The sequence below is a fragment of the Yimella sp. RIT 621 genome (assembly GCF_004146205.1).
Lineage (GTDB): Bacteria > Actinomycetota > Actinomycetes > Actinomycetales > Dermatophilaceae > Yimella > Yimella lutea.
On record NZ_SEIP01000012.1, the window covers coordinates 87,532 to 109,802 of the forward strand.

Sequence of the window (22,271 nt, forward strand, 5' to 3'; positions counted from 1 at the left end):
CACGCAAACCTCAACGCATTTCGCTTCTCTGACATGGGAATTCAATGACTGACAATGACGGCACCGGCAACAACACGATGGACGAGAACGGCGTCGTGACCGGCAACCGGGTCGACCCCGTCGACCTGAACACCGAGATGCAGCGCAGCTACATCGAGTACGCGATGAGCGTGATCGTCAGCCGCGCGCTGCCCGACGTCCGCGACGGCCTGAAGCCGGTGCACCGCCGGATCATCTACGCGATGTACGACGGGGGTTACCGCCCCGACCGCGGTTACAACAAGTGTTCGCGCGTGGTCGGTGACGTGATGGGTCAGTACCACCCGCACGGTGACTCGGCGATCTACGACGCGATGGTGCGCCTGGTCCAGCCGTGGTCGCTTCGCTACCCGCTGATCGACGGCCAGGGCAACTTCGGTTCGCCGGGCAACGACGGTGCGGCCGCCCCGCGATACACCGAGTGCAAGATGGCGCCGCTGGCGATGGAACTGGTGCGCGACATCGACCAGGACACCGTCGATTTCGAGCCCAACTACGACGGCAAGACGCTGCAGCCGACCGTGCTGCCCGCGCGCTTCCCGAACCTGCTGGTCAACGGCTCGGCCGGTATCGCGGTCGGTATGGCCACCCAGATCCCGCCGCACAACCTGCGTGAGGTCGCCGCCGGTGCCCAGTGGTTGCTCGACAACCCCGAGGCCGACCGCGAGGAACTGCTGGAGAAGCTGCTCGAGATCATCCCCGGCCCCGATTTCCCGACCGGCGCGCTGATCCTGGGCAAGAAGGGCATCGAGGACGCCTACCGCACCGGCCGCGGGTCGATCACCATGCGCGCGGTCGTCAACGTCGAGGAGATCCAGGGCCGTCAATGCCTGGTGATCACCGAACTGCCCTACCAGGTCAACCCCGACGCCCTCGCCGAGAAGATCGCGCTGCTGGTCAAGGAAGGCAAGATCGCCGGCATCGCCGACCTGCGCGACGAGACCTCCGGCCGTACCGGTCAGCGCCTGGTCGTCGTCCTCAAGCGCGACGCGGTGGCGAAGGTGGTGCTCAACAACCTCTACAAGCACACCCAGCTGCAGCAGAACTTCGGCGCCAACATGCTCGCCCTGGTCGACGGGGTGCCGCGCACGCTGCCGATCTCGGCGTTCATCCGGCACTGGGTCGACCACCAGATCGACGTCATCGTCCGCCGTACCAAGTGGCGTCTGGCGCGTGCCGAGGAGCGCATCCACATTCTGCGTGGTCTGCTCAAGGCGCTCGACATGCTGGACGAGGTCATCGCCCTCATCCGGCGCTCGGCGTCGGCCGATGCCGCACGCAGTGGCTTGATCGAGTTGCTCGATGTCGACGAGATCCAGGCCAACGCGATCCTGGCGATGCAGTTGCGTCAGCTGGCCGCACTGGAGCGTCAGCGCATCATCGACGAGCACGACGAGTTGCAGACCAAGATCGACGACTACAACGACATCCTGGCCAAGCCGGAGCGCCAGCGGCAGATCGTCAGTGACGAACTTGCCGACATCGTCGGCAAGTACGGCGACGACCGCCGTACCCAGATCGTCCCCTTCGACGGCGACATGTCGATGGAAGATCTGATCCCGGCCGAGGACGTCGTCGTCACCATCACCCGGGGTGGTTACGCCAAGCGGACGAAGGTCAGCGAGTACCGTGCGCAGCGTCGCGGCGGCAAGGGAGTGCGCGGGGCCACCCTGCGCGGCGACGACGTCGTCAGTCACTTCTTCATCACCAGCACGCACAACTGGCTGCTGTTCTTCACCAACAAGGGCCGGGTCTACCGGATCAAGGCGTACGAGTTGCCCGAGGGCAGCCGCGACTCCAAGGGCCAGCACGTGGCGAACATGCTCGCGTTCCAGCCCGACGAGAAGATCGCCGGCGTGATGGCGCTGACCAACTACGAGGCGTCCGACTACCTCGTGCTGGCCACCCGTCGCGGACTGGTCAAGAAGACCCGCCTCACCGAGTACGACTCCCCGCGTTCGGGTGGTCTGATCGCGGTCAACCTGCGAGACGGCGACGAACTCGTCGGCGCGGGCCTGTGCTCGTCCAGGGACGACATCCTGCTGGTCTCGCGCAAGGGTCAGTCGGTCCGCTTCCACGCGACCGACGAGACGATCCGTCCGATGGGACGCTCCACGTCCGGAGTCACGGGCATGAAGTTCCGCGCGGGCGACGAACTGCTGTCGATCTCGGTCGTCGACGAGGGCACCGATCCCGACTTGTTCGTGGTCTTCGTCAACGGTCTCGCCAAGCGCACCGCGGCGTCGGAGTACCCGGTCAAGGGACGCGCGACGCTCGGTGTGAAGGTCGCCAACATCTCCGAGCGCGGCGGTGAACTCGTCGGCGCACTCACCGTCGAGGAGGGCGACGAGGTGCTCGTCGTCATGGAGAAGGGCAAGATCGTCCGCTCGCGCGCGGACGAGGTGCGCCGCACCGGCCGCTCCACGCAGGGGGTGCAGTTCGCGACTCCCGACAAGGGTGATGCGATTGTTGCCGTGGCGCGCAACGCCGAGAGTGACGTTGTCGCCGAGGAAGTTGTAGGTTCGACCGAGTCGCCGGAGGAAGAAGCTCTGGTCGACGGGACGACGCAGGACCTCACGGTCGCACCGGCGGACGAGCCCGCGGACGAGGCCATGAATGACGTGGCCGACGACGCAACACCTGAGACCGACGGAACTGGAGACCAGGAGTGAGCACCCCCACCGGCGGTCGCCGGACCACCCCGGCCGACGCGGCGAAGAGGTTGCCGGCCGGCTCGCGCAGCGAACAGCGCGGCACCGGTCAGCGACGCCCGGTTGCGGCCGGTCAGCGCCCCGCGCAACGGCCGGGTCAGCGTCCTGCTGCAACCGGTCGTCCGGCGCAGCGGCCGGGTCGTGCGACTCCCCGGCGCGTCCGCCTTACGGTCTCGCGGATCGACCCGTTCTCGGTGTTCAAGATCAGCTTCCTGCTGTCGGTCGCGATCGGTATCGCCACCGTCGTGATGGTCGGCGTGCTGTGGACGGTGTTGGCCGGCATGGGTGTCTTCGACAACCTCAACGAGTTGCTGCGCACCCTCGACAGCGAGGGGTCGAACTTCGATTTGATGGACTACATCGGCTTCGGCAAGGTGCTGTCTCTGTCAGTATTGATCGGGGTGATCGACGTCATCTTGATGACGGCGATCGCGACACTGATGGCGTTCTTGTACAACATCTGTGCCTCCCTTGTCGGTGGTTTGCAGCTCACGCTGACGGACGACTAGGCACCGTTTTGGAGCCCTGTGCACGCATGGGGTAACCTCATTCGGCGTTGCCCTAACGGGCAACTCGTCGAATGGCGGACGGGCCTATAGCTCAGTCGGTTAGAGCGCTTCCCTGATAAGGAAGAGGTCACAGGTTCAAGTCCTGTTAGGCCCACCACCGTTCGAACAACTCAAGGAGAGACCCATGAGGAAAGCACTGATGGTCATCGCAACTGCCGGCGCAGCCGCGTTCGCGAGCCAGAAGTACAAGCAGGGCAAGGTCGGCAAGGACATGTGGTCCAAGGCTTCCGACAAGCCCGGCGAGAAGAGCTTCGACGCCACTGGCACCGCCAGCTGACGTCCTGGGTCACGCGGGTTTTCGGACGCGGGTGGCCCACCCTGGGGGTATGGCGCAATTGGTAGCGCACCTGCTTTGCAAGCAGGGGGTTAGGGGTTCGAGTCCCCTTACCTCCACATATTGATTGTTCGAGTCGCTCCGTCAGTTCGCTGGCGGAGCGACTCACTTCGTTCGTCACTCGCCTGCGACCTTGACTGCGCGACGTTTCACACAGTCCGCTTTTCGTGGTGTGCGTGATCGTGTCGGTGGCCCATCGCTCAGTGGTCATGGGAGCCTCATCCTCGCTGAGTCAGATTGCTGGCGGAGCGGCTCACTTCGTTCGTCCGCTCGCCAGCGACCTTGACTCGAGTAACCGTGTCGTCGCCTGAAGCTCTCTGTCCGCGCGACCTTCTTGACTGAGTCAGTCGTTCAACTGCGATCGCAGTGACGGGTTTTCCGCAACCGCTTGACCGGGTGCTGAGACGGCCTCATGCTCCAGGTATGCCTCGCACACTCCTCACGGTCGCAGCAGCCTGCGCGCTTGCGTTCTCCGTCTCCGTTCCGATGACGCACGCGTCAGCCGACGCCCAGACCAACGAGGGTCGGTTCCACAAGACCGCCGCCACCCGGCTGATCGACACCCGCCTGTCCTCCGGTCCGGTCGCCAAGGGCGGATCGCTGCGTGTCCCGGTCGCTGGGACATCGGGTGTTCCGGCGGTCGGTGTGAAGGCTGCCGTCGTCAACATCACCGCCATCGACACCTCGGCCACCGGCTGGATCACCGCGTACGCCACCGGACAGGCAAAGCCGTGGACGTCCGCGGTCAACTTCGAGCGGGGCTGGACCGGAGCGACGACGGCAACCGTCCCGGTCGGTTCGGACGGATCGATCACGCTGTCACTCGGGAACGCGTCCGCGAATGTCGCCGTCGACCTGATCGGTTACTACTCCACTGCGGCCGACACCACCGAGCTCGGTTCACTGGCGCTGATCGCCGACGGGTTCCGCTTGAGCGATACCCGGCAGACCACCGGTCCGGTACCTGGCGGGGCGACGATGGTTCAGACCTTCCGGTGGGACAACCCGATCGCCAAGCCGACCTCCGTGGCGGTGAACCTCACCGCCGTGAAGCCGGAGGCGTACGGCTGGCTCACCGCCTATTCGGGCGCCACCGTTCCCAAGACGTCGTCGGTCAACTTCACCAACGGACGGACGGTGGCCAACTACACGATCGTCCCGGTCACCGACCTGGGCGGGGGCACCTACGGGTTCTCGGTGCACAACGGTTCGGCCGGCGCGACCGACGTGGTGGTCGATCTGCTCGCGGCCTACTACGACAACCCGAACGGCCTGGGCTTCGTGTACAACAACGTGGCTCCGCGCCGCATCATCGACACTCGCGTCGGTATCGGTGCACCGAAGGCTCCGATCGGTCCTGACTCGGTCCTGGTCACTGCGCCGCCGGCCGACCTGTACGGACAGTTCACCCTCGGGTTCACCGGCACGATCACCGGGGTCAAGCCCACCGCCAACACGTACATCACGCAGTACAGCGGGATGAACGCCGACCCCGGCACCAGCAACCTCAACCTCGTTGCCGGGCAGAACCAGTCGAACGGTTTCGGCACGACGTCCCGGATCGACGACCAGAACAAGCGGTACCTCAGCCTCTACAACCAGAGTGGTTCGGTCGACGTGGTCGAAGACGTCACCGGTCGCTTCGACGCCAGCCCCGAGTTGATCGCCAACTGGCCGAACTTGCCCGGTCTGACCCAGCCGGCCAAGGGATTCTCGGCTCCAGCACCGCGCATCGTGCGTTGACCCTTCTGCGAGGGCACGCTGAATGCATCAGGGAACTCCGTGGGCGGAGTTCCCTGATGCATTTCCCGTTCCGTCGTGCTCAGCGCCAGCGCTGCCAGTCCGGCTTGTGGTCCCAGGCGTTGCGGTATTCCTGCGCCCCGGCCAGGCCCGCTGACGCGTGCTCGTCCAACACGACCGTCGCGTGCTGGTGGAACTGCAGCACCGAGCCCGGGCAGCGCGCGGTCACCGGCCCTTCGACGACGCCCGCGACCGCGTCCACCTTGTGCTGACCTTGCGCGACCAGCACGACCTCGCGGGCGTCCATGATCGTGCCGAGGCCCTGCGTGATGCAGTGGGTGGGTACCTGGTCGAGGCGCTCGAAGAAACGCGCGTTGTCGGCCCGGGTGCTGGTCGCGAGGGTCTTGATCCGGGTGCGGGACGACAGCGACGAACCCGGCTCGTTGAACCCGATGTGTCCGTTCGCACCGACCCCGAGGATCTGCACGTCCACGCCGCCGACCGCTGCGATCGCCTGCTCGTACGCGCGGCACGCAGTAGGGACGTCGGACGCATTGCCGTCGGGCAGGTGCACCCGGGCGGGGTCGAGCCCGAGCGGCTGAGTCACGGTGCGGTCGATTACGGATGCGTACGACTCCGGGTGCTCGACCGGCAGCCCGACGTACTCGTCCAGCGCGAACGCGGTCGCCCGCGACAGGTCCAGCGATCCTTCGCGCACCAAGCGGGCGAGGTGGTCGTAGAGCGCCAGCGGCGACGAACCCGTGGCGACTCCGATCACCACCTCGGGCCCGACGTCTCGGCAGACGCGGGCGACCTTGGACGCGGCGAGCGCGCCGACTGCCTCCGCGTCCGGACAGATCACGACCTCCATGCCTCAGGCCTCGACCGTCGCGTAGGTTTTGTCGATCACGCGCAGCAGCGGTGCGTAGTGCGCGACCACGGCTGCCCGGTATCCCTCGAGATCGCCGGCTGCCGCACGGTCGAGCAGTTCGACGTGTGCGTTCGCGGTGTCGTGCATGTCGCGGGAGGTCGGTAGACCGAGTTTGGGGGAGATCGTCGCGTGGATCTCCCACAACGCCCCGACTATCTGGGCGAACAGGTCATTGTTCTGCAGCCCGGCGAGACCCTCGTGAAAGGCGCGGTCGGCGTCGGCGAAGCTCTTGCCCTGCTGAACGCGTTCGCGCATCTGTGCGGTCAGCGCACGGAGTTCCGAACTGTCCTGTCCGGCAAGGCTTTCCACCACGTGGTCGGCCATTGCGAGGTCGAGTGTGGTGCGCAGTTCGACCACTTCGCGCAGCGTCCGGTAGTCATCGCCGGACGACATCACTCCGCGAAACACCATTCCTTCGACCAGCGGGCGCAGCGAGACCTCGCCGACGAATGTCCCGCGGCCGTGTTTGACGGCGAGGATGTCGAGCGCGACGAGCGTGCGCACCGCTTCCCGGACGCTGGAGCGGGAGATTCCGAGCAACTCGACGAGTTCGTTCTCGGTCGGCATCGGCTCACCCGGCCGCAGGCCGCGCTCCAGAATCAGCTCTTTGATGGCCGTCGTCGCGGTGACCGGTTCGGAACGTCGCATGCGTCGATCGTCCTTCGTCAGGCGGGCGCGATGGCGAGATGCTCGCGACCCGGGGGTTGGCAAATGAATGTGACCTGGCTTACTGTACCGGATATCAGACATCCGACATCAGACAAATCTTGGAGCACATACATGGCCACCTCGCCTTCCGCGGCCCACACGCGCCGCAGCTTCCTCGGACTGGTCGGCGCCATGGGTGCCGCAGCCGCGTTGACCGGGTCTCTCGCCGCGTGCGGCACGAAGCCCTCGGAGCGTTCGACCCAGGCAGACTCCTCGGCGAAGGAAACCGGCACGATCACCGCAGGTATCTCCTACGAGCTCGGCACCAACGGGTTCGACCCGATGACCACGACCGCTGCTCTCACCGTCGCCGCCAACTGGCACACCATGGAGGGCCTCACCGAGATCAGCCCGGTGGGCAAGCGCGAGGTCTTCGCGGCGCTCGGCAGCGCCCTGCCGAAGAAGGTGGACGACAAGACCTACGAGGTCACCCTGCGCGACGGTGCGAAGTTCCACGACGGCAGCGACGTCACCACCGACGACGTCGTCTACAGCTTCGAGCGCGTGCTCGACCCGAAGAACGAGTCGCTCTACGCGACCTTCATCGCGTTCGTCGACAAGGTCAGCAAGAAGGACGCCAAGACCGTCACGATCAAACTGAAGTACCCGTTCACGCTCGTCGCCGAGCGCATCGCGGTCGTCAAGATCGTGCCGAAGGCAGCCGTCAGCAAGGACGCGAAGGCGTTCGACGCCAAGCCGATCGGCACCGGTCCGTACAAGATGACCGACAACTCCTCTACCTCCAAGCAGATCGTCTTCGAACGCTTCGACGGTTACACCGGTCAGCACCCGGCCAAGGCCGCCAAGATGGTCTGGAAGATCATGCCGGACGATTCGACGCGTCAGAACGCGCTGTCCTCCAAGTCGATCCAGGCGATGGACCTCGTCCCCGACCTGTCGGTGAAGACGTTGCAGAAGAGTGCCTCCGTCGAGTCGGTGCAGGGCTTCTCGCTGCTGTTCGCGATGTTCAACTGCGGTTCCAAGCCGTTCGACGACGTCCGCAACCGCCAGGGCATCCTGTACGCGATCGACATGAAGAAGGTCGTCGACACCGCCTACCTCGGCAACGCGACACCGGCCACCTCGTTCGTCCAGGAGAGCCACCCGGCCTACAAGAAGGCCAAGGTCGTGTACACGCACAACCAGGCCAAGGCGAAGGAGATCTTCGGTCAGACCGGCTTGAATAAGGTGCGCCTGCTGTGCAGCGACCACGCCTGGGTGAAGAAGGCGACGCCGATCATCAAGCAGTCGCTGGAGGCAGCGGGTCTGCAGGTCGAGTTCAGCCAGAAGAAGTCCTCGGACGTCTACAACACCATCGACGGGAAGCCGGACGCGTACGACATCGTCATCGCGCCAGGTGACCCCTCGGTGTTCGGCGCGGACGCCGACCTGCTGATGCGCTGGTGGTACGCCGCCGACACCTGGGCCGACCAGCGCATGCACTGGAAGGGTCAGGACTCCTACAAGAAGGTGCAGACCCTGCTGGACGACGCGGCCAAGCTCGACGGCGACGCACAGAAGAAGAAGTGGGGCGAACTCTTCGACCTCATCTCCGAGACCGTGCCGCTGTACCCGCTGTTCCACCGCAAGGCGACCACGGCCTGGGACAAGGACTCGCTGCCCGGCTTCGCGCCGATCTCGCTGACCGGCCTGTCCTTCGTGGACGTCGGCTCGTCGAAGTGACCACGCCGGTGTCCGGCGCCTGCATCAGGTGCCGGACACCGTCCCCAAGGAGCTTTCTGTGACCACCCTTCTGCGCCTGATCGGACGCCGCCTGCTGGTCTTCCCGATCATGGTGATCGGCGTGACGCTGCTGGTCTTCGTCGTCATGTCGTTCTCGCCGGCCGACCCGGCCCGCCTGGCCCTCGGTGAGTCCGCCTCGCCCGAGGCGTTGGAGAACTACCGCGAGGCGAACGGGTTGAACGACCCGTTGTTCCAGCGCTACTTCGAGTTCCTCGGCGGACTGCTGCACGGCGACCTCGGCACGAGCGCCGGCAACGTGCCGGTGACCGAGTTCATCAAGTCCGCCTTCCCGATCACGCTGCAGCTGACTTTCCTGGGCCTGGCCATCGCGGTCGTCCTCGCGCTGGTGTTCGGCGTGATCGCGGCACTGTTCCGTGACCGCTGGCCCGACCAGGTGATCCGGGTGCTGTCGATCGCAGGTCTGGCCACGCCGTCCTTCTGGTTGGCGATCATGCTCATCCAGTGGCTGTCCACGGTGCCCGGTGGTGCCGGGCTCTACCCGGCGGTGGTCTCGGAATGGGTGCCGTTCTCGACCGATCCGGGCATCTGGTTCAACAACATCACGCTTCCCGCCGTGGCGCTCGCGGTGCCGGTCGCCGGATCACTGATCCGCGTCGTCCGCACCTCGATGGTGGAGGAACTCGACAAGGATTACGTGCGCACCGCGATCGGTGCCGGCATTCCCAAGCGAGTCGTCGTCTCACGCAACGTGCTGCGCAACGCCCTTGTCACACCGATCACCGTGCTCGGTCTGCGCGTCGGTTACCTGATGGGTGGCGCGGTCATCATCGAGATCATCTTCAACATCCAGGCGATGGGTCAGCTGATCCTCGACGGAGTCACGCGCAACGACGTGTTCCTCGTGCAGGGCGTGACCCTCACCGTCGCCATCGCGTTCATCGTCGTGAACATCCTCGTGGACGTGCTCTACGTCCTGGTCAACCCCCGCATCAGGAGCATCTGACATGCGCCGCGAACTCACCGAACGCCTGTCCCGCCCGGGACTGCGCCTGGGCGACCTACGCCCGAGCTCCAAGATCGGACTCGGCATCGTCGGGATGGTGCTCCTGCTGGCGATCTTCGCCCCGCTGATCACTCGGTTCGGACCGCTGGAGAGCAACACCCCAGCGATCGGCCCCGGCGGCGAACACTGGTTCGGTACGGACGCCATCGGTCGCGACATCTTCGCCCGCGTCGCCTACGGTGCACGCGCCTCGTTGATCATCGGGCTGGCCGCGACGGCGGTCGCGCTGGCCGCCGCCGCCGTCCTCGGATCCATCGCCGCGACGTCCGGCAAGTGGGTCTCGGAGATCCTCATGCGGGTGCTCGACATCATCATGAGCTTCCCCGGCATCGCACTCGCCGCTGTGTTCGTCGCGGTCTGGGGTTCCTCGACGCCGGTCCTGATCCTTGCGATCGCTTTCCTCTACACCCCGCAGCTGACCCGGGTCGTCCGGGCGAACATCCTCGCCCAGTTCGGCGAGGACTACGTGGCCGCCTCGCGGGTCATGGGTTCGGCCACCCCGCGAATCCTGATCAAGCACGTTGCGCGCAACTGCCTTGCGCCGATCCTGGTGTTCGCGACCGTCCTGGTCGCCGACGCGATCGTCTTCGAGGCGTCGCTGTCGTTCATCAACGCGGGGGTCAAACCGCCGGAACCGTCCTGGGGCAATGTGCTCGCCGACGGCAAGCAACTGCTGCTCACCGGCGGTTGGTGGGCGACCTTCTTCCCCGGCTTGATGATCTTGATCACCGTGCTGGCGCTCAACGTCCTGTCCGAAGGCATGACGGACGCGATGGTGTCGCCGAAGACGCGCAAGGTGAAGTTGCGAGATGAGGTGCAGGGCGCGGGCGCGCCGGCCCCGGCGCTCGCGTCCGCCGTCACCGCGACGGTTGCACTGGAGGATCGGCTGGCACAGCTGAACGCGGTGGAGTCCGCGCGCACCGACCGACTGGTCACAACCGGTGACGCCGAGCCAGTCCTCGAGGTCAAGAACCTGTGCATCCGTTTCCCGGAGCAGCACGGTGACATCGATGTGGTCGACAACGTGTCCTTCTCGGTGCGGCCTGGGGAGACGATGGGCCTGGTCGGAGAGTCCGGCTGCGGCAAGTCGATCACCTCGATGGCGATCATGGGCCTGCTGCCCAAGAATGCGCAGCTGTCCGGCGAGATCCTCTACCAGGGCCGCGATCTGCTCACGCTGGACCCCAAGCAGCACAACGCTCTACGCGGACACGAGATCGCGATGATCTACCAGGATGCGCTGAGCTCCCTCAACCCGTCGATGCTGATCAGTGCCCAGTTGAAGCAGCTGACCAAGCGCGGCGGCAAGCGCAGTGCCCGCGAACTGCTCGAACTCGTCGGCCTCGACCCCGAGCGCACGCTGAAGAGTTACCCGCACGAGTTGTCTGGGGGCCAGCGGCAGCGCGTCCTGATCGCGATGGCGCTCACCCGCAACCCCAAGTTGGTGATCGCCGACGAGCCGACCACGGCGCTCGACGTGACCGTGCAGCAACAGGTCGTCTCCCTGCTCAACCGGCTTCGTGAGGAACTCGGCTTCGCGATGGTGTTCGTCTCGCATGACCTCGCGCTGGTGGCGCAGATGGCCCACCGCATCACCGTGATGTACGCCGGGCAGGTCGTCGAGTCCGGCACGACGCGTGAGTTGCTGACCGATCCGCGCCATGAGTACACCCGTGGGCTGCTCGGTGCCGTGCTGTCCATCGAGTCCGGCACCGGACGGCTGCACCAAGTGCCCGGCGTCGTCCCGTCGCCGAGGGAATTCGTGCCCGGTGACCGATTCGCGCCGCGATCCTCCACCCCGGACGTCGGTGTGGACGAACGTCCGCCGATGCAGACCGTGCCCGGTACCGACCACCAGTGGGCCGGCTTCGATGCGGAGGTTGCTCGATGAGTACCCAGGCTCTGACCGATGACCGGAACGACAGCACCCCGGTGATGCAACTGCGCGGCGTTCACGTCGTGCACAAGACCCGGACCGGCGGCCTGTTCCGCCCGGGCACCGTACGCGCCGTCGACGGGGTCGACTTCGAGGTGCACCGTGGGGAGACGGTCGGTGTCGTCGGTGAATCGGGAAGTGGCAAGTCCACCCTCGCCCGGGTGTTGGTCGGGTTGCAGAAGCCGACCGACGGAGAGGTGCTGTTCGAAGGCGAACCGCTGCGCTACGACGCGTCCACTCGTCGCCGGCTCGGACGCACGGTGTCGGTGGTCTTCCAGGACCCTGCGACGGCTCTCAACCCGCGCATGCCGGTGCGCGATCAGTTGCTCGACCCCCTGAACGTGCACCGCATCGGCCGTCCGGCCGAGCGGGAGAAGCGGGTCCGTGAGCTGCTGGACCTGGTCGGACTGCCCGCGTCCGCGCTGGATGTGATGCCCCGGCAGATCTCCGGCGGCCAGCGACAGCGCGTCGCGATCGCGCGGGCGCTCGCGCTCGAACCCGCGATCATCGTCGCCGACGAACCCACCTCCGCTCTGGACGTGTCGGTGCGCGCCCAGGTGCTGAACCTGCTCACCGACCTCAAAGAAGCACTCGGCCTGGGACTGGTGTTCATCAGCCACGACATCTCGACCGTGCGTTACGTGTCCGACCGGATCGCGGTGATGAACCGCGGCTCGATCGTGGAGACCGGATCGGCCGAGCAGGTCTTCTTCTCACCGAAGCAGGACTACACCCGCGAACTCCTGCGTGCCACACCCACGCTGCTGAAACCCGCTGCGACACAAGCAGCTTCGACTTCAACCCAAGGGGACTCATGAATCTGCTCCACGGCATCGTGCCGCCGCTGCTCACACCGATGCACGCGGACGGAAGGGTCGACCACGACAGCCTCGATCGGCTCGTCGACCACCTGATCGACGCGGGTGTGCACGGCATCTTCGCGCTCGGCTCGTCCGGCCAGGTCGCGTACTTGACCGACGCGGAGCGTGACCTCGTGCTGTCGCGCGTCGTTCAGCGGGTTGCCGGACGCGTTCCTGTCGTCGCCGGGGTGCCTGACTTCACTGCTCGTCGCATGGCCGAACATGCCCGCCGCGCAAGCGAACTCGGTATTGACGCCGTCGTCGCCACCGCTCCGCTGTACGCGCTTCAGGACGCCGGCGAGATCGCCGAAAGTTTCCGCATGCTGGCGGCAGCATCCGACGCGCCTGTCATCGCCTACGACGTCCCGGTTCGCGTGCACACCAAACTCGGTGGCGATCTGCTGGTTCAGCTCGGCCGCGAAGGTGTGATCAACGGCGTCAAGGATTCCTCCGGTGACGACATCGGCTTCCGACGCCTGGTCGCTGCCAATCGCGCGGCGGGTTGCCCGCTCGACCTGCTCACCGGTCATGAGGTCATGGTCGACGGCATGTTGTTGCTCGGCGCAGACGGAGCCGTGCCGGGCCTGGCCAATGTCGACCCGGCCGCGTACGTCCGTCTGTGGGACGCCGCCGTCGCCGGTGACTGGGTCGCTGCGAGCAAGGAGCAGGAGCGGATCAACCGGCTGTTCGACATCGCGTTCACCCCTGCAGGTTGGGGCGGCGATGCCGGTGGCATCGGCGCGTTCAAGGCCGCAGTCGCACGCCTCGGCATCATCGAGTCCGGCACCATGCCCGCCCCGCTGCGACCGCTGGGTGCGGACGCGATCGGTGCGATCGACGGCATCCTCGCCGAGGTCGGACTGCTGGACCACGCCACCGCCTGATGACAGGTCAGCATCCCGTGCTTGTCGGCATCGACCTCGGCGGCACCAAAACCGTTGCAGCCGTAGTCACTTCTTCGGGTGTCGAGGAATCTGTATCGACTCCGACGCCCGCGCCGGACGGACCGGACGCGGTGTTGGACACCGTGGCCGAACTGGTGCGACGGGTAGCGGGTGAGCGCCCCGTGGCCGCAGTCGGGGTGGGCTCGGCCGGGGTCGTGGACTCGTCCCGGGGATTGATCGTCTCCTCCACGGACGCCTTCACCGGGTGGGCGGGGACGAACGTGGCCGGCGGTCTGTCGGACCGGCTCGGTTCAGTACCGGTGGTGGTGCTCAACGACGTCGACGCCCATGCGATGGGCGAGGCGAGCGAGGGGGCCGCGCGGGGGCACGAGAGCTTTCTGATGGTCACGGTCGGCACCGGTGTCGGAGGGTCGCTCGTGTTCGACGGTAAACCGCGTCGCGGACGGCACCACGTCGCAGGTGAGATCGCGCACGCACCGACCCCCGGCGCGGAAGGTCTGCGCTGTACCTGTGGCCGAACCGGTCACCTCGAGGCGGTCGCGGCCGGGCCGGCGATCGTGCGCAGGTACCGGTCGCTCGGCGGGTCGGCCGACGACGCCTTGGCTGTTTTCGCTGCAGCCTCCGCGGGGGATGCACTCGCCGGTCGCGTGGTCCGGGACGCCGCATCCGCCCTCGGACGCGCGGTGGCGGCGGTCGTGACGGTCGTCGATCCCGACGTCGTCCTAGTGGGTGGCGGCGTGGCACAGGCAGGTTCGCTGTGGTGGGCGCCGTTCGAGGAGTCACTGCGCAGTGAACTGATCGACGTACTTTCCGAACTGCCGGTCCTGCCCGCAACGCTCGGCCCGCAGGCAGCCATCATCGGTGCCGCACGTCGGGCCGCTTTGGAGATGCGATGAACGCCGTCCTGGAATCTCTGCGCAGCGGACTCGTCGTCTCGTGTCAGGCCTACCCCGGCGAACCGATGCTCGACCCGCGGACGATGACTCAGGTGGCCCGATCTGCGCAGATCGGCGGCGCCGTCGGCATCCGGGCGAAGGGTCTGGCCGATCTGCGCAGCATGCGTCCGGTGCTCGACGTGCCGCTCATCGGTCTCGTCAAGGTCGGCGACGAAGGCGTCTACATCACGCCGACCCTGCAGGATGCACGCGAGGTCGCCGACACCGGTTGCGAGATGGTGGCCGTCGACGGCACCCGGCGGCCGCGGCCGGACGGACTGACCCTCGCGGAAGTCGTTGCCGGACTGTCGCACTCGCACCCGGATCTGCTTGTCATGGCCGACTGTGGGAGCGCCGACGACGCTCGGGCAGCACAGGACGCCGGCGTCCACCTGCTCGGCACGACGCTCGCCGGCTACACCGGCGAGCGCCCCAAGACCGACGGCCCGGACTGGGAGCTGGTCGAACAGATCGCCTCTTTCGCCGACGTTCCCCTCGCCGTCGAAGGACGCATCCACACCCCTGCTCAAGCCGCTCGAGCCATCGATGCGGGAGCCCACACCGTCGTGGTCGGCACCGCCATCACACACCCGGCCAGCATCACCCGCTGGTTCGCCGAGTCCCTACGTTCGTAGGGCCCGGGTCACGCGTCGTCGACGTGTGTTCCGGGCGGGAGACGCCGTCGCCCGCACACCCCCTGAAGAAGGAGACCGCCCGTGCACCGTCCGTCCCGAACACTCGCCATGGTGGCCGCGTTGTCGATCACCGGTCTGGTGGCAATCCCGGCCGCATCAGCCACTCCGACCGATCCGCCCGGCACGTTCACGGAGCAGAACCTCGCCGCCGATCGCACGTCGGCGGAGCTCTTCTACCGCATTCCGGCGCTCGCGCACCTTGGCGACGGCGTCGTCCTCGCGTCCTGGGACGCTCGACCCGGCAGCGCTACGGACGCGCCCAACCCGAACTCGATCATCCAGCGACGCAGCACGGACAACGGTCGCACGTGGGGCCCGGTCACCACGATCGCGCAGGGATTCGCCGGCTCCGCGACCGAGGGCAAATACGGTTACAGCGACCCGAGCTATGTGGTCGACCGACAGACCGGCACCGTGTTCGCGTTCTTCGTCCATTCCAAGGACCAGGGCTTCGGTGGTAGTCGCTACGGCTCGGACGACGCCGACCGGAACGTGATCAGCTCGGTGGTTTCCTCTTCCTCCGACGGCGGGCTCACCTGGAGCGCACCCCGCTCGATCACGGCGGTGGTCAAGCCCGGGTCGGCGACCAACCCGCAGCCGGGGGATGTCCGGACCAACTTCGCGGCCTCCGGGGAAGGCATCCAACTGCGGTACGGCGCTCACGCGGGACGGTTGGTCCAGCAGTACTCCGGCATGGTCCGGCAGACCGACGGCAGCGAGGCCTTCCAGGCGTACAGCGTCTACTCCGACGACCACGGCGCCACCTGGAAGCGTGGCGCGTTCGTCGGAACCGGCATGGACGAGAACAAGGTCGTCGAACTGTCGGACGGGACCGTGCTGCTCAACTCCCGTGACAGTGGCGGTTCCAAGTGGCGCAAGGTCGCCCGCTCCACGGACGGCGGTACCACCTGGGGGCCGGTGACCCTCGATCGCAACCTGCCCGACCCCACGAACAACGCCTCCATCACGCGCCTGTTTCCGCAGGCCGCGCAAGGCAGCCCGGCCGCCAAGAAGTTGCTGTTCACCAACTCGAACAGTCAGACGGCGCGTGAGAACGTCTCGGCCCGGGTGTCGTGCGACGACGGACACACCTGGCCCGGACTGCGGCAGATCAAGCCCGGCTTCGGCGCGTACTCCACCGCAACGCGCCTGGCCGAAGGCAAGATCGGGGTCTTCTACGAGGCGTCGTACACCAACGACATGCGCTTCGCACAGTTCGACGACGCCTGGCTCAACTACGTCTGTGCACCACTCACCGTGGCGCAGTCCACGCAGCTCACGCCGGGTTCGCCCACGAAGATTTCAGTGACAGTGACGAACCAGGAACAGGCTCCCTTGAGCGGTTCGGTCGACGTCCAGGTGCCCAGCGGCTGGACATCGCAACCCGCGGCTATCACCGACCTGGCACCTGGCGCAAGCACGACCCTCGAAGTGACCGTGACCGCCCCGTCCGCAGCCTCCGGGGCGCACGCGATGCAGACCGTCTTCACCATGGCGGACGGGCGACAGTCCCAGACCACGCTGCGGGCCACCCTCCCGGGGGTCATGGGCGCAACGATCACCGGGGCTCGTGCGGATGTCGGCCGAAACCTCGCGACGAATCCCTACCGGACGGACGAGCAGGTGCCGTACTCGTTCCGGGTCACGAACAACTCGGCGTTCACGGTCACGGTGACTCCTACGGCCGGTCCGTTCGTTCCTTTCCTGCCACCAGGTCCTGGAAACTGCCGTTGGGGAAATCTGCCCGCCGGCGGCTCCTACAACTGCACCACACCCAGTCACACCGTGACAGCGGACGAACTCGCCCAGGGTTTCTTCACCGCCGACACGATCTGGCAACTCACCGCATCCGGTCAGTCGCCCCGCACCGTCGAGGTCAAGGGCGGCGAGGTGGATCTGGTGCAGCGGCGGCCGGCCCTGACCGTCACTTCCGCGGCAGCGTGGCAGGACACGGACGGTGATCGCTACGCGTCCGCCGGGGACGTCGTGGAGGTCACCGACACGATCCGTAACACCGGAAACGTGACCCTGACCGAGGCGGGTGGTTCGGATGAGCTCGCGGCCGGGAAGCAGACGACACGGACCCGTCGGTACACCCTGATCGACGATGACGTTCGGGCCGGAGAGGTTGTCGTCGGTGCGGCACCCGTGACGGCACGCAACGGTTCCCGATTGGTCGAGGCACCCGGTGCCCCGGTGCGGATGTCGTTGTCGGTCAAGCCTGGTCGACCATCGATGTCCCCTGCGGACCCGGGCAAGCAGCGCGGTGAATCACCGGTGCACCTGGGCGTGGGGCGTGGTCAGGCCCGCGGATCGACGATCAATATCTCGGGTACGCCGTACGGCCAGTGGTACTACGTCAGCACCGAGCGCGGGCACTCGGGCGACTGGTACTTTCCGACGCTCGACGGGCGTCTCAAGGTCACCCTGCCGAGCGATCAGCCCTTCGGTGCCGACCGGATCGTCGTGCAGGATCCAGCCGGTACTGTCATCGGATTCGCGCCCATCGTGGTGACGCCCCGAGGATGACCCACCGCCCCGAACGCCGAGCTTGCAGCCTGGTCGCGAGCTCGGCGTCCGAGGTGTCGGCCGGATAGGTTGGTGCGGTGCCTGAAGGACATGTGACCCACCGGATCTCCGGGATCCTGAACGACCGGTTCGCCGGTCACCCGGTGCGCTCGACCTCGCCCCAGGGACGCTTCGACGGTGCCGCCGATCTCGACGGACGCGTCTTCGAGCGGGCCGAGGCCTTCGGCAAACACATGTTCGTCGGGTTCGAACACGTCGAGGAGAAGGTCAACATCCACCTCGGCCTGCTCGGCAAGTTCTTCTTCGCTTCGCAAGTTGATCCGCCCGAGACCGGGGCCATCAGGTGGCGGCTGTCCACTGACCACGAACCGTTCACAATGGACCTGCGCGGTCCCAACGTCTGTCAGTTGCGTTCTCCGGCAGAGGTTTCCAAGATCACGGATGCTCTCGGCCCCGATCCGCTTCGGCTCGACGCCGACCCGGAGAAGGCCTGGGCCCGCATTCACCGATCGTCGTCGCCGATCGCAGTGCTCTGCATGGATCAGAAGATCTTCGCCGGCGTCGGCAACATCTACCGGGCCGAGGCGCTCTACCGGCACGGCATCGACCCCTTCATGGCCGGCAAGTTCCTGCGCCGCGCGGAGTTCGACGCGATCTGGGACGATTTCGTGGCGCTGATGCCGCTCGGTGTCCGCGACGGACGCATCGACACCGTCTACCCGGAGCACACGCCGGAGGCGATGGGTCGCCCCCCTCGGGTCGACAAGCACGGTGGCGAGGTCTACGTCTACCGCCGCGAAGGTCTGCCCTGCCTGGTCTGTGGGACGCCGGTGTCGCGCAAGGAGGTCGGCGCCCGCAACCTGTTCTGGTGTCGCATCTGCCAGCCACGTTCGCGTCGCCGCACCGTCCGCCCCGCCTGAGCCCGCGAACCTACTACTTTTCACCGAGCCCACGAGGTCTGCCTCGTCGGTTCGCGCAGAAGTAGGAGGTTTGCGGCGTTCAGTCTGCGGGATGCTCGTCCGCCATACGGGATGATCGGCGTACGCTTTTCGCATGTCCGCGCCGTCCGTGACCCGCTCCGACGTCGAGGTTGCGCGCGAGCGTCTCGACGAGGTCGTCGTCCGCACGCCGTTGCAGTACTGCGAACGCTGGTCGACTGCGCTCGGCGCCACCGTGCTGCTCAAGCGTGAAGACCAGCAGCCCGTCCGCTCGTACAAGATCCGTGGCGCGCTCAACGTGATCAGCCAACTCAGCGAGACCGAGCGTGCCGCCGGTGTCGTCGCTGCCAGCGCCGGCAACCACGCGCAAGGTGTGGCCCTCGCCTGCGCCGATCTCGGCGTCCACGCCCGCATCTACCTGCCGACCAACACCCCTCGCCAGAAGCGCGACCGCGTCGCCGCGTTCGGCAAGGGTTTCGTCGAACTCGTCGTCGGCGGGGAGTCGTACGACGATGCTGCGGCCGCTGCCAAGCTGGACGCCGAGCGCACCGGTGCGACCCTCGTCCCCGCGTTCGACAACCCGCAGGTCGTCGCCGGTCAGGGCACCGTGATCGCCGAGGTCGTCGACGAGCTCAAGGGCGCGCCGGACGTCGTCCTCGTCCCCGTCGGTGGCGGCGGTCTGCTGGCCGGAACTATTGCCGCACTGGGTGATTCACCGACCAGGATCATCGGGGTCGAGCCCGCAGGAGCCGCCAGTCTGGTCGCCGCGCTGGCAGCCGGGGCGCCCGTCACGTTGGATGAGTTGGATGCGTTCGCCGACGGCACCGCCGTCCGTCGTATCGGCGATGTTACGTTCCCGATCATCGCGGCCGCGTCGCCCGAGGTCGTCACGGTCGACGAGGGTGCCCTGTGCGTGGAGATGCTCGCGCTCTACCAGACCGAGGGGATCATCGCCGAGCCGTCAGGTGCGCTTGCTTCGGCCGCTCTGGCGCAGCTGGAGGTCGAACCCGGCCAGACCGTCGTTGTCGTCGTCTCCGGTGGCAACAACGACGTCTCCCGCTATGCCGACGTGGTCGAACGCGCGCTGGTGTACGAAGGCCGCAAGCACTACTTCATGGTCGAGTTCTCCCAGGAACCCGGAGCGCTGCGCCGGTTCCTGGACGACGTCCTCGGCCCGGACGACGACATCTCGCTCTTCGAGTACGTCAAGCGCAACAACCGCGAGTTCGGACCGGCGCTCGTCGGCATCGAGCTCGGTTCGGCCGAGGACTACGAACCGTTGCTGAAGCGCATGGATGCTTCCCCGCTGCGCATCGAGCACCTCCCACCCGACAGCCCCCTGTTCGGCTTCGTTCTCTGAGCCCAGCACATCTCGCGATGGCTCCGGCGCCGGCGCGGGTGGACCGTCGCCGCTGGTTGAGCCGCGAGGATGAGCTTGCGATTCCTCGCGTGCCGAAACCAAGGTGACCGTTCACGAGCACCCAGCCCACCCGTGCAGTTCTACTCGTAGAAGTACTGCGCCGATCCGGGGTAGATCCAGCTCAGACCCTCACGCAAGCGGTCGCGCCAGTCCTCCCACGAGTGACCGTCGCGTGCTTCGGAGTAGCGCACGTCCATCCCGGTGCCGCGGAACACGTCGACCATCGACCGGTTCGGCACGATCAGCGGCTCGTAGATGCCGCAGGACTGATACATCCGGTCGACGACGCGGCGCGGTTTGGCACGGTACCGGTTCATGAACCGCACCACCGGGTCGAACGCAGGCCCGCCGCCGTGCTCGTTGCCGATGTCGGTGAACACGAACGAACCCGACTGCACCAGAAGGGAACCGAAGAAGTCGGGGTAGCGGTACGCGGTCGACAGACTGGCAATGCCGCCGAACGAGGCACCCATCAGGCAGCGTCCGGCCGGCGTGCCGAGCAACGGCAGTTCACTCTCCAGTCGGGGGATGAGCTCGGAGTGCAGGAAGCGCGCGTGTTGCGCACTGTTGGCGTACTCGCGCGTCCGATCGCCGGGGTTGGTGAACGCCACGATCGTCTCGGCCATGTCGCGGCGGTGGATCAAGTTGTCGAGCACGTTCTTCATCGCGGCAAACTCCAGGAAGTCGTCGCCGTCATGCACGACCAGCAGGGGGTAACGGTGCGTGGTGCTGAATCGCGCGGGCAGGTAGACGCGGCAATGGGATTCGCGACGCAGCGCACCGCTGGCCTGGCTCAGTTCGAGCAGCTCTCCCGGACGTGAGTCGGGATCGAACCGAGCCCACTCCGGCTCGGTGTAACCGGTCGCCTGGCACACCGACGACGAGCCCACCGGACTGTGCGCGAGTTTGGGATTCAGCGGGTCGTTGAACCGTTCGTAGTGCTCTGCGCGACGTACCTCTATCTGATACTCCACCCGAGACCCGGCCGGCAACTCCATGATCGTGAACCACAGGCTGGTGTTGCCCAGGCGCTTCATCGGCACGCGGTCGGGCTGCCCGACGATGCGGTGGCACACCCACACCTCGTCCACGCCGTCGTCTTCGCCGCCACGGAAGAGGAAGGTGCACTTCGGTCCCTCGACGATCGGCACCTGGTGACGCTGCAGGAACCGGTCGATCCGGCTCTCGTCCAACGGCTTTCGCTCACGCAGTCGGTTGATTGCCAGCTTGCGCATCGTCACCTCCCACAACCTGCATCGGACGCATGATGCCGGCATCGTCGATCACCGGGGTGTCGGCCGGGAGGGTGCCGTCCGAACCGATCACGACGCGCGCGCCGGGGTCGAGCGGGATGCACGTGTTGGGCACGAACCGGCGGGCCAGCAGCCCCAGGTTCTGCTTGTCGTTCGTCCGCAACCGCTGCTTCGCCGACGGGAACACCGTCACCTCGGGCAGCAGACCGAGGCCGTGGTCGAAGACCTCCGAGCAGCCAGGTCCGCGCACCGCGTGCTCGTCGAAGAGCACGACCCGTGAGGTGAGTGCCATCGCGCCGGCCGACCACGCGATGATCGGAAGCCTGTGTAAGCCAACGGCATTCACGTTGAACAGGTGCAGCGCGTCCAGTAGTTCGACGATGTGTCCGCCGGTGATCACGACGGCCGCGGCGTCCGACATCAACTCGGCGACCTCGGCGCGGTGTTCGGCGACTGACGGCCGCTCGTGCGGCGGGAAGTCGCTGTAGAAGCGTCCCTGGATCTCCGCGACGCGGCGGATGTGCTGCTTGTCCATGCCGCGCAACACGTTGACCGCGTCCTCGACGGCGAGTTCACGCAGCGCTGCCGAACCGGAGGTCCGGTGTCGTAGTTCGTCCAGGAACTGCACGATGTGCGAGAGCCCGAGCTGGTAGTTCTCCTGCAGTTCGAGCAGTTGCGAGCGCCGGGCACGGTGCGCGGCGGCGTACTCCGGGTCGGACCCGAACACCTGCTGCATCCGGTGCCACAGGTGCAGGTTCCGCGACCGTCCGCCCAGGTGCCGGTCGAGCTCGGAGTCGTCCTTCTCCCGCTCCTGCCACCCGGCGGTCACGGTCGCGAACGGACCGCCCAGGCCGAGCGAGGACACGAGCTTGTCCAGGGATGGCCGCCGCTGCGGCCCCAACAGAACGACGGTCATCGCGCAGCACACCCCGAGAATCCGCGTGAGTTGGTGCCCTTCGCCATGCCCGGCGAAGGGCACGAACTCACGCCGATTTCAGCGG

At 66.7% G+C, this 22,271-nt stretch carries 18 protein-coding genes and 2 tRNA genes; 16 read left to right on the forward strand and 4 right to left on the reverse strand.

Going from position 1 to position 22,271, the window contains the following annotated elements:
- Window positions 1–44 precede the first annotated feature (44 nt).
- From gyrA to EU513_RS12405, 6 genes are all read left to right on the forward strand, one after another.
- The gene (gyrA, locus tag EU513_RS12385; protein WP_129626389.1) at window positions 45–2,711 is read left to right on the forward strand and encodes a DNA gyrase subunit A; all 2,667 of its coding nucleotides are present in this window, start codon (window positions 45–47) and stop codon (window positions 2,709–2,711) included.
- Window positions 2,708–3,259: a DUF3566 domain-containing protein gene (locus EU513_RS12390; protein WP_240796041.1), complete on the forward strand. Its 552-nt coding sequence runs from the start codon at window positions 2,708–2,710 to the stop codon at window positions 3,257–3,259. Before gyrA ends, EU513_RS12390 begins: the two co-directional genes overlap by 4 nt.
- An 80-nt stretch (window positions 3,260–3,339) precedes the next feature.
- Window positions 3,340–3,416 (forward strand) — tRNA-Ile (locus tag EU513_RS12395).
- A gap of 27 nt (window positions 3,417–3,443) precedes the next feature.
- Window positions 3,444–3,596: a DLW-39 family protein gene (locus EU513_RS15960; protein ID WP_168990271.1), complete on the forward strand. Its 153-nt coding sequence runs from the start codon at window positions 3,444–3,446 to the stop codon at window positions 3,594–3,596.
- Between the two features lie 43 nt (window positions 3,597–3,639).
- Window positions 3,640–3,712 (forward strand) — tRNA-Ala (locus EU513_RS12400).
- Window positions 3,713–4,076: 364 nt separating this feature from the next.
- Entirely contained in the window at window positions 4,077–5,396 is a 1,320-nt protein-coding gene (locus tag EU513_RS12405; RefSeq protein WP_129626391.1) for a hypothetical protein, read from the forward strand.
- A 79-nt stretch (window positions 5,397–5,475) separates the two neighbouring features.
- Here the strand turns inward: EU513_RS12405 and nagB are convergent, their stop codons facing one another.
- On the reverse strand, window positions 5,476–6,264 hold the full coding sequence (gene nagB / locus EU513_RS12410; RefSeq protein ID WP_129626393.1) for a glucosamine-6-phosphate deaminase: 789 nt from the start codon (window positions 6,262–6,264) through the stop codon (window positions 5,476–5,478).
- 3 nt (window positions 6,265–6,267) lie between these two features.
- Window positions 6,268–6,972: a FadR/GntR family transcriptional regulator gene (locus EU513_RS12415; RefSeq protein WP_129626395.1), complete on the reverse strand. Its 705-nt coding sequence runs from the start codon at window positions 6,970–6,972 to the stop codon at window positions 6,268–6,270.
- 132 nt (window positions 6,973–7,104) lie between these two features.
- Between EU513_RS12415 and EU513_RS12420 the strand changes: the two genes are divergently transcribed.
- From EU513_RS12420 to ilvA, 10 genes are all read left to right on the forward strand, one after another.
- A complete protein-coding gene (locus tag EU513_RS12420) occupies window positions 7,105–8,715 on the forward strand; it encodes an ABC transporter substrate-binding protein (RefSeq protein WP_129626397.1) in 1,611 nt (536 codons plus the stop codon).
- Window positions 8,716–8,773: 58 nt separating this feature from the next.
- Entirely contained in the window at window positions 8,774–9,739 is a 966-nt protein-coding gene (locus tag EU513_RS12425; protein WP_129626399.1) for an ABC transporter permease, read from the forward strand.
- Between the two features lies 1 nt (window position 9,740).
- Window positions 9,741–11,690, forward strand: coding sequence for a dipeptide/oligopeptide/nickel ABC transporter permease/ATP-binding protein (locus tag EU513_RS12430; protein ID WP_129626401.1), 1,950 nt, complete (start codon window positions 9,741–9,743; stop codon window positions 11,688–11,690).
- Window positions 11,687–12,553 carry an ABC transporter ATP-binding protein gene (locus EU513_RS12435; RefSeq protein ID WP_129626403.1) on the forward strand — a complete coding sequence of 289 codons (867 nt, stop codon included), beginning with the start codon at window positions 11,687–11,689 and terminating at the stop codon, window positions 12,551–12,553. Before EU513_RS12430 ends, EU513_RS12435 begins: the two co-directional genes overlap by 4 nt.
- Window positions 12,550–13,479, forward strand: coding sequence for a dihydrodipicolinate synthase family protein (locus tag EU513_RS12440; protein ID WP_129626405.1), 930 nt, complete (start codon window positions 12,550–12,552; stop codon window positions 13,477–13,479). The genes EU513_RS12435 and EU513_RS12440 overlap by 4 nt, the downstream gene beginning before the upstream one ends.
- Entirely contained in the window at window positions 13,479–14,396 is a 918-nt protein-coding gene (locus EU513_RS12445) for an ROK family protein (RefSeq protein ID WP_129626407.1), read from the forward strand. The genes EU513_RS12440 and EU513_RS12445 overlap by 1 nt, the downstream gene beginning before the upstream one ends.
- Window positions 14,393–15,070: an N-acetylmannosamine-6-phosphate 2-epimerase gene (locus tag EU513_RS12450; protein WP_129626409.1), complete on the forward strand. Its 678-nt coding sequence runs from the start codon at window positions 14,393–14,395 to the stop codon at window positions 15,068–15,070. The genes EU513_RS12445 and EU513_RS12450 overlap by 4 nt, the downstream gene beginning before the upstream one ends.
- A gap of 81 nt (window positions 15,071–15,151) precedes the next feature.
- On the forward strand, window positions 15,152–17,659 hold the full coding sequence (locus EU513_RS12455) for an exo-alpha-sialidase (RefSeq protein ID WP_240796042.1): 2,508 nt from the start codon (window positions 15,152–15,154) through the stop codon (window positions 17,657–17,659).
- A 77-nt stretch (window positions 17,660–17,736) separates the two neighbouring features.
- The gene (locus EU513_RS12460; protein ID WP_129626411.1) at window positions 17,737–18,579 is read left to right on the forward strand and encodes an Fpg/Nei family DNA glycosylase; all 843 of its coding nucleotides are present in this window, start codon (window positions 17,737–17,739) and stop codon (window positions 18,577–18,579) included.
- Between the two features lie 133 nt (window positions 18,580–18,712).
- Window positions 18,713–19,957, forward strand: coding sequence for a threonine ammonia-lyase IlvA (gene ilvA, locus EU513_RS12465; RefSeq protein WP_129626413.1), 1,245 nt, complete (start codon window positions 18,713–18,715; stop codon window positions 19,955–19,957).
- 140 nt (window positions 19,958–20,097) lie between these two features.
- Here the strand turns inward: ilvA and EU513_RS12470 are convergent, their stop codons facing one another.
- Both EU513_RS12470 and EU513_RS12475 read right to left on the reverse strand, forming a co-directional pair.
- Entirely contained in the window at window positions 20,098–21,252 is a 1,155-nt protein-coding gene (locus tag EU513_RS12470) for an alpha/beta hydrolase-fold protein (RefSeq protein ID WP_129626415.1), read from the reverse strand.
- Window positions 21,221–22,186: a hypothetical protein gene (locus EU513_RS12475; RefSeq protein WP_129626417.1), complete on the reverse strand. Its 966-nt coding sequence runs from the start codon at window positions 22,184–22,186 to the stop codon at window positions 21,221–21,223. The genes EU513_RS12470 and EU513_RS12475 overlap by 32 nt, the downstream gene beginning before the upstream one ends.
- Between the last annotated feature and the right edge of the window lie 85 nt (window positions 22,187–22,271).

Coding starts and splice junctions, on each gene's coding strand:
- gyrA (WP_129626389.1), top strand. CDS start 45: ATGACTGACAATGACGGCACCGGCAACAACACGATGGACGAGAACGGC.
- EU513_RS15960 (WP_168990271.1), top strand. CDS start 3,444: ATGAGGAAAGCACTGATGGTCATCGCAACTGCCGGCGCAGCCGCGTTC.
- EU513_RS12405 (WP_129626391.1), top strand. CDS start 4,077: ATGCCTCGCACACTCCTCACGGTCGCAGCAGCCTGCGCGCTTGCGTTC.
- nagB (WP_129626393.1), bottom strand. CDS start 6,264: ATGGAGGTCGTGATCTGTCCGGACGCGGAGGCAGTCGGCGCGCTCGCC.
- EU513_RS12415 (WP_129626395.1), bottom strand. CDS start 6,972: ATGCGACGTTCCGAACCGGTCACCGCGACGACGGCCATCAAAGAGCTG.
- EU513_RS12420 (WP_129626397.1), top strand. CDS start 7,105: ATGGCCACCTCGCCTTCCGCGGCCCACACGCGCCGCAGCTTCCTCGGA.
- EU513_RS12430 (WP_129626401.1), top strand. CDS start 9,741: ATGCGCCGCGAACTCACCGAACGCCTGTCCCGCCCGGGACTGCGCCTG.
- EU513_RS12435 (WP_129626403.1), top strand. CDS start 11,687: ATGAGTACCCAGGCTCTGACCGATGACCGGAACGACAGCACCCCGGTG.
- EU513_RS12440 (WP_129626405.1), top strand. CDS start 12,550: ATGAATCTGCTCCACGGCATCGTGCCGCCGCTGCTCACACCGATGCAC.
- EU513_RS12445 (WP_129626407.1), top strand. CDS start 13,479: ATGACAGGTCAGCATCCCGTGCTTGTCGGCATCGACCTCGGCGGCACC.
- EU513_RS12450 (WP_129626409.1), top strand. CDS start 14,393: ATGAACGCCGTCCTGGAATCTCTGCGCAGCGGACTCGTCGTCTCGTGT.
- ilvA (WP_129626413.1), top strand. CDS start 18,713: ATGTCCGCGCCGTCCGTGACCCGCTCCGACGTCGAGGTTGCGCGCGAG.
- EU513_RS12470 (WP_129626415.1), bottom strand. CDS start 21,252: ATGCGCAAGCTGGCAATCAACCGACTGCGTGAGCGAAAGCCGTTGGAC.
- EU513_RS12475 (WP_129626417.1), bottom strand. CDS start 22,186: ATGACCGTCGTTCTGTTGGGGCCGCAGCGGCGGCCATCCCTGGACAAG.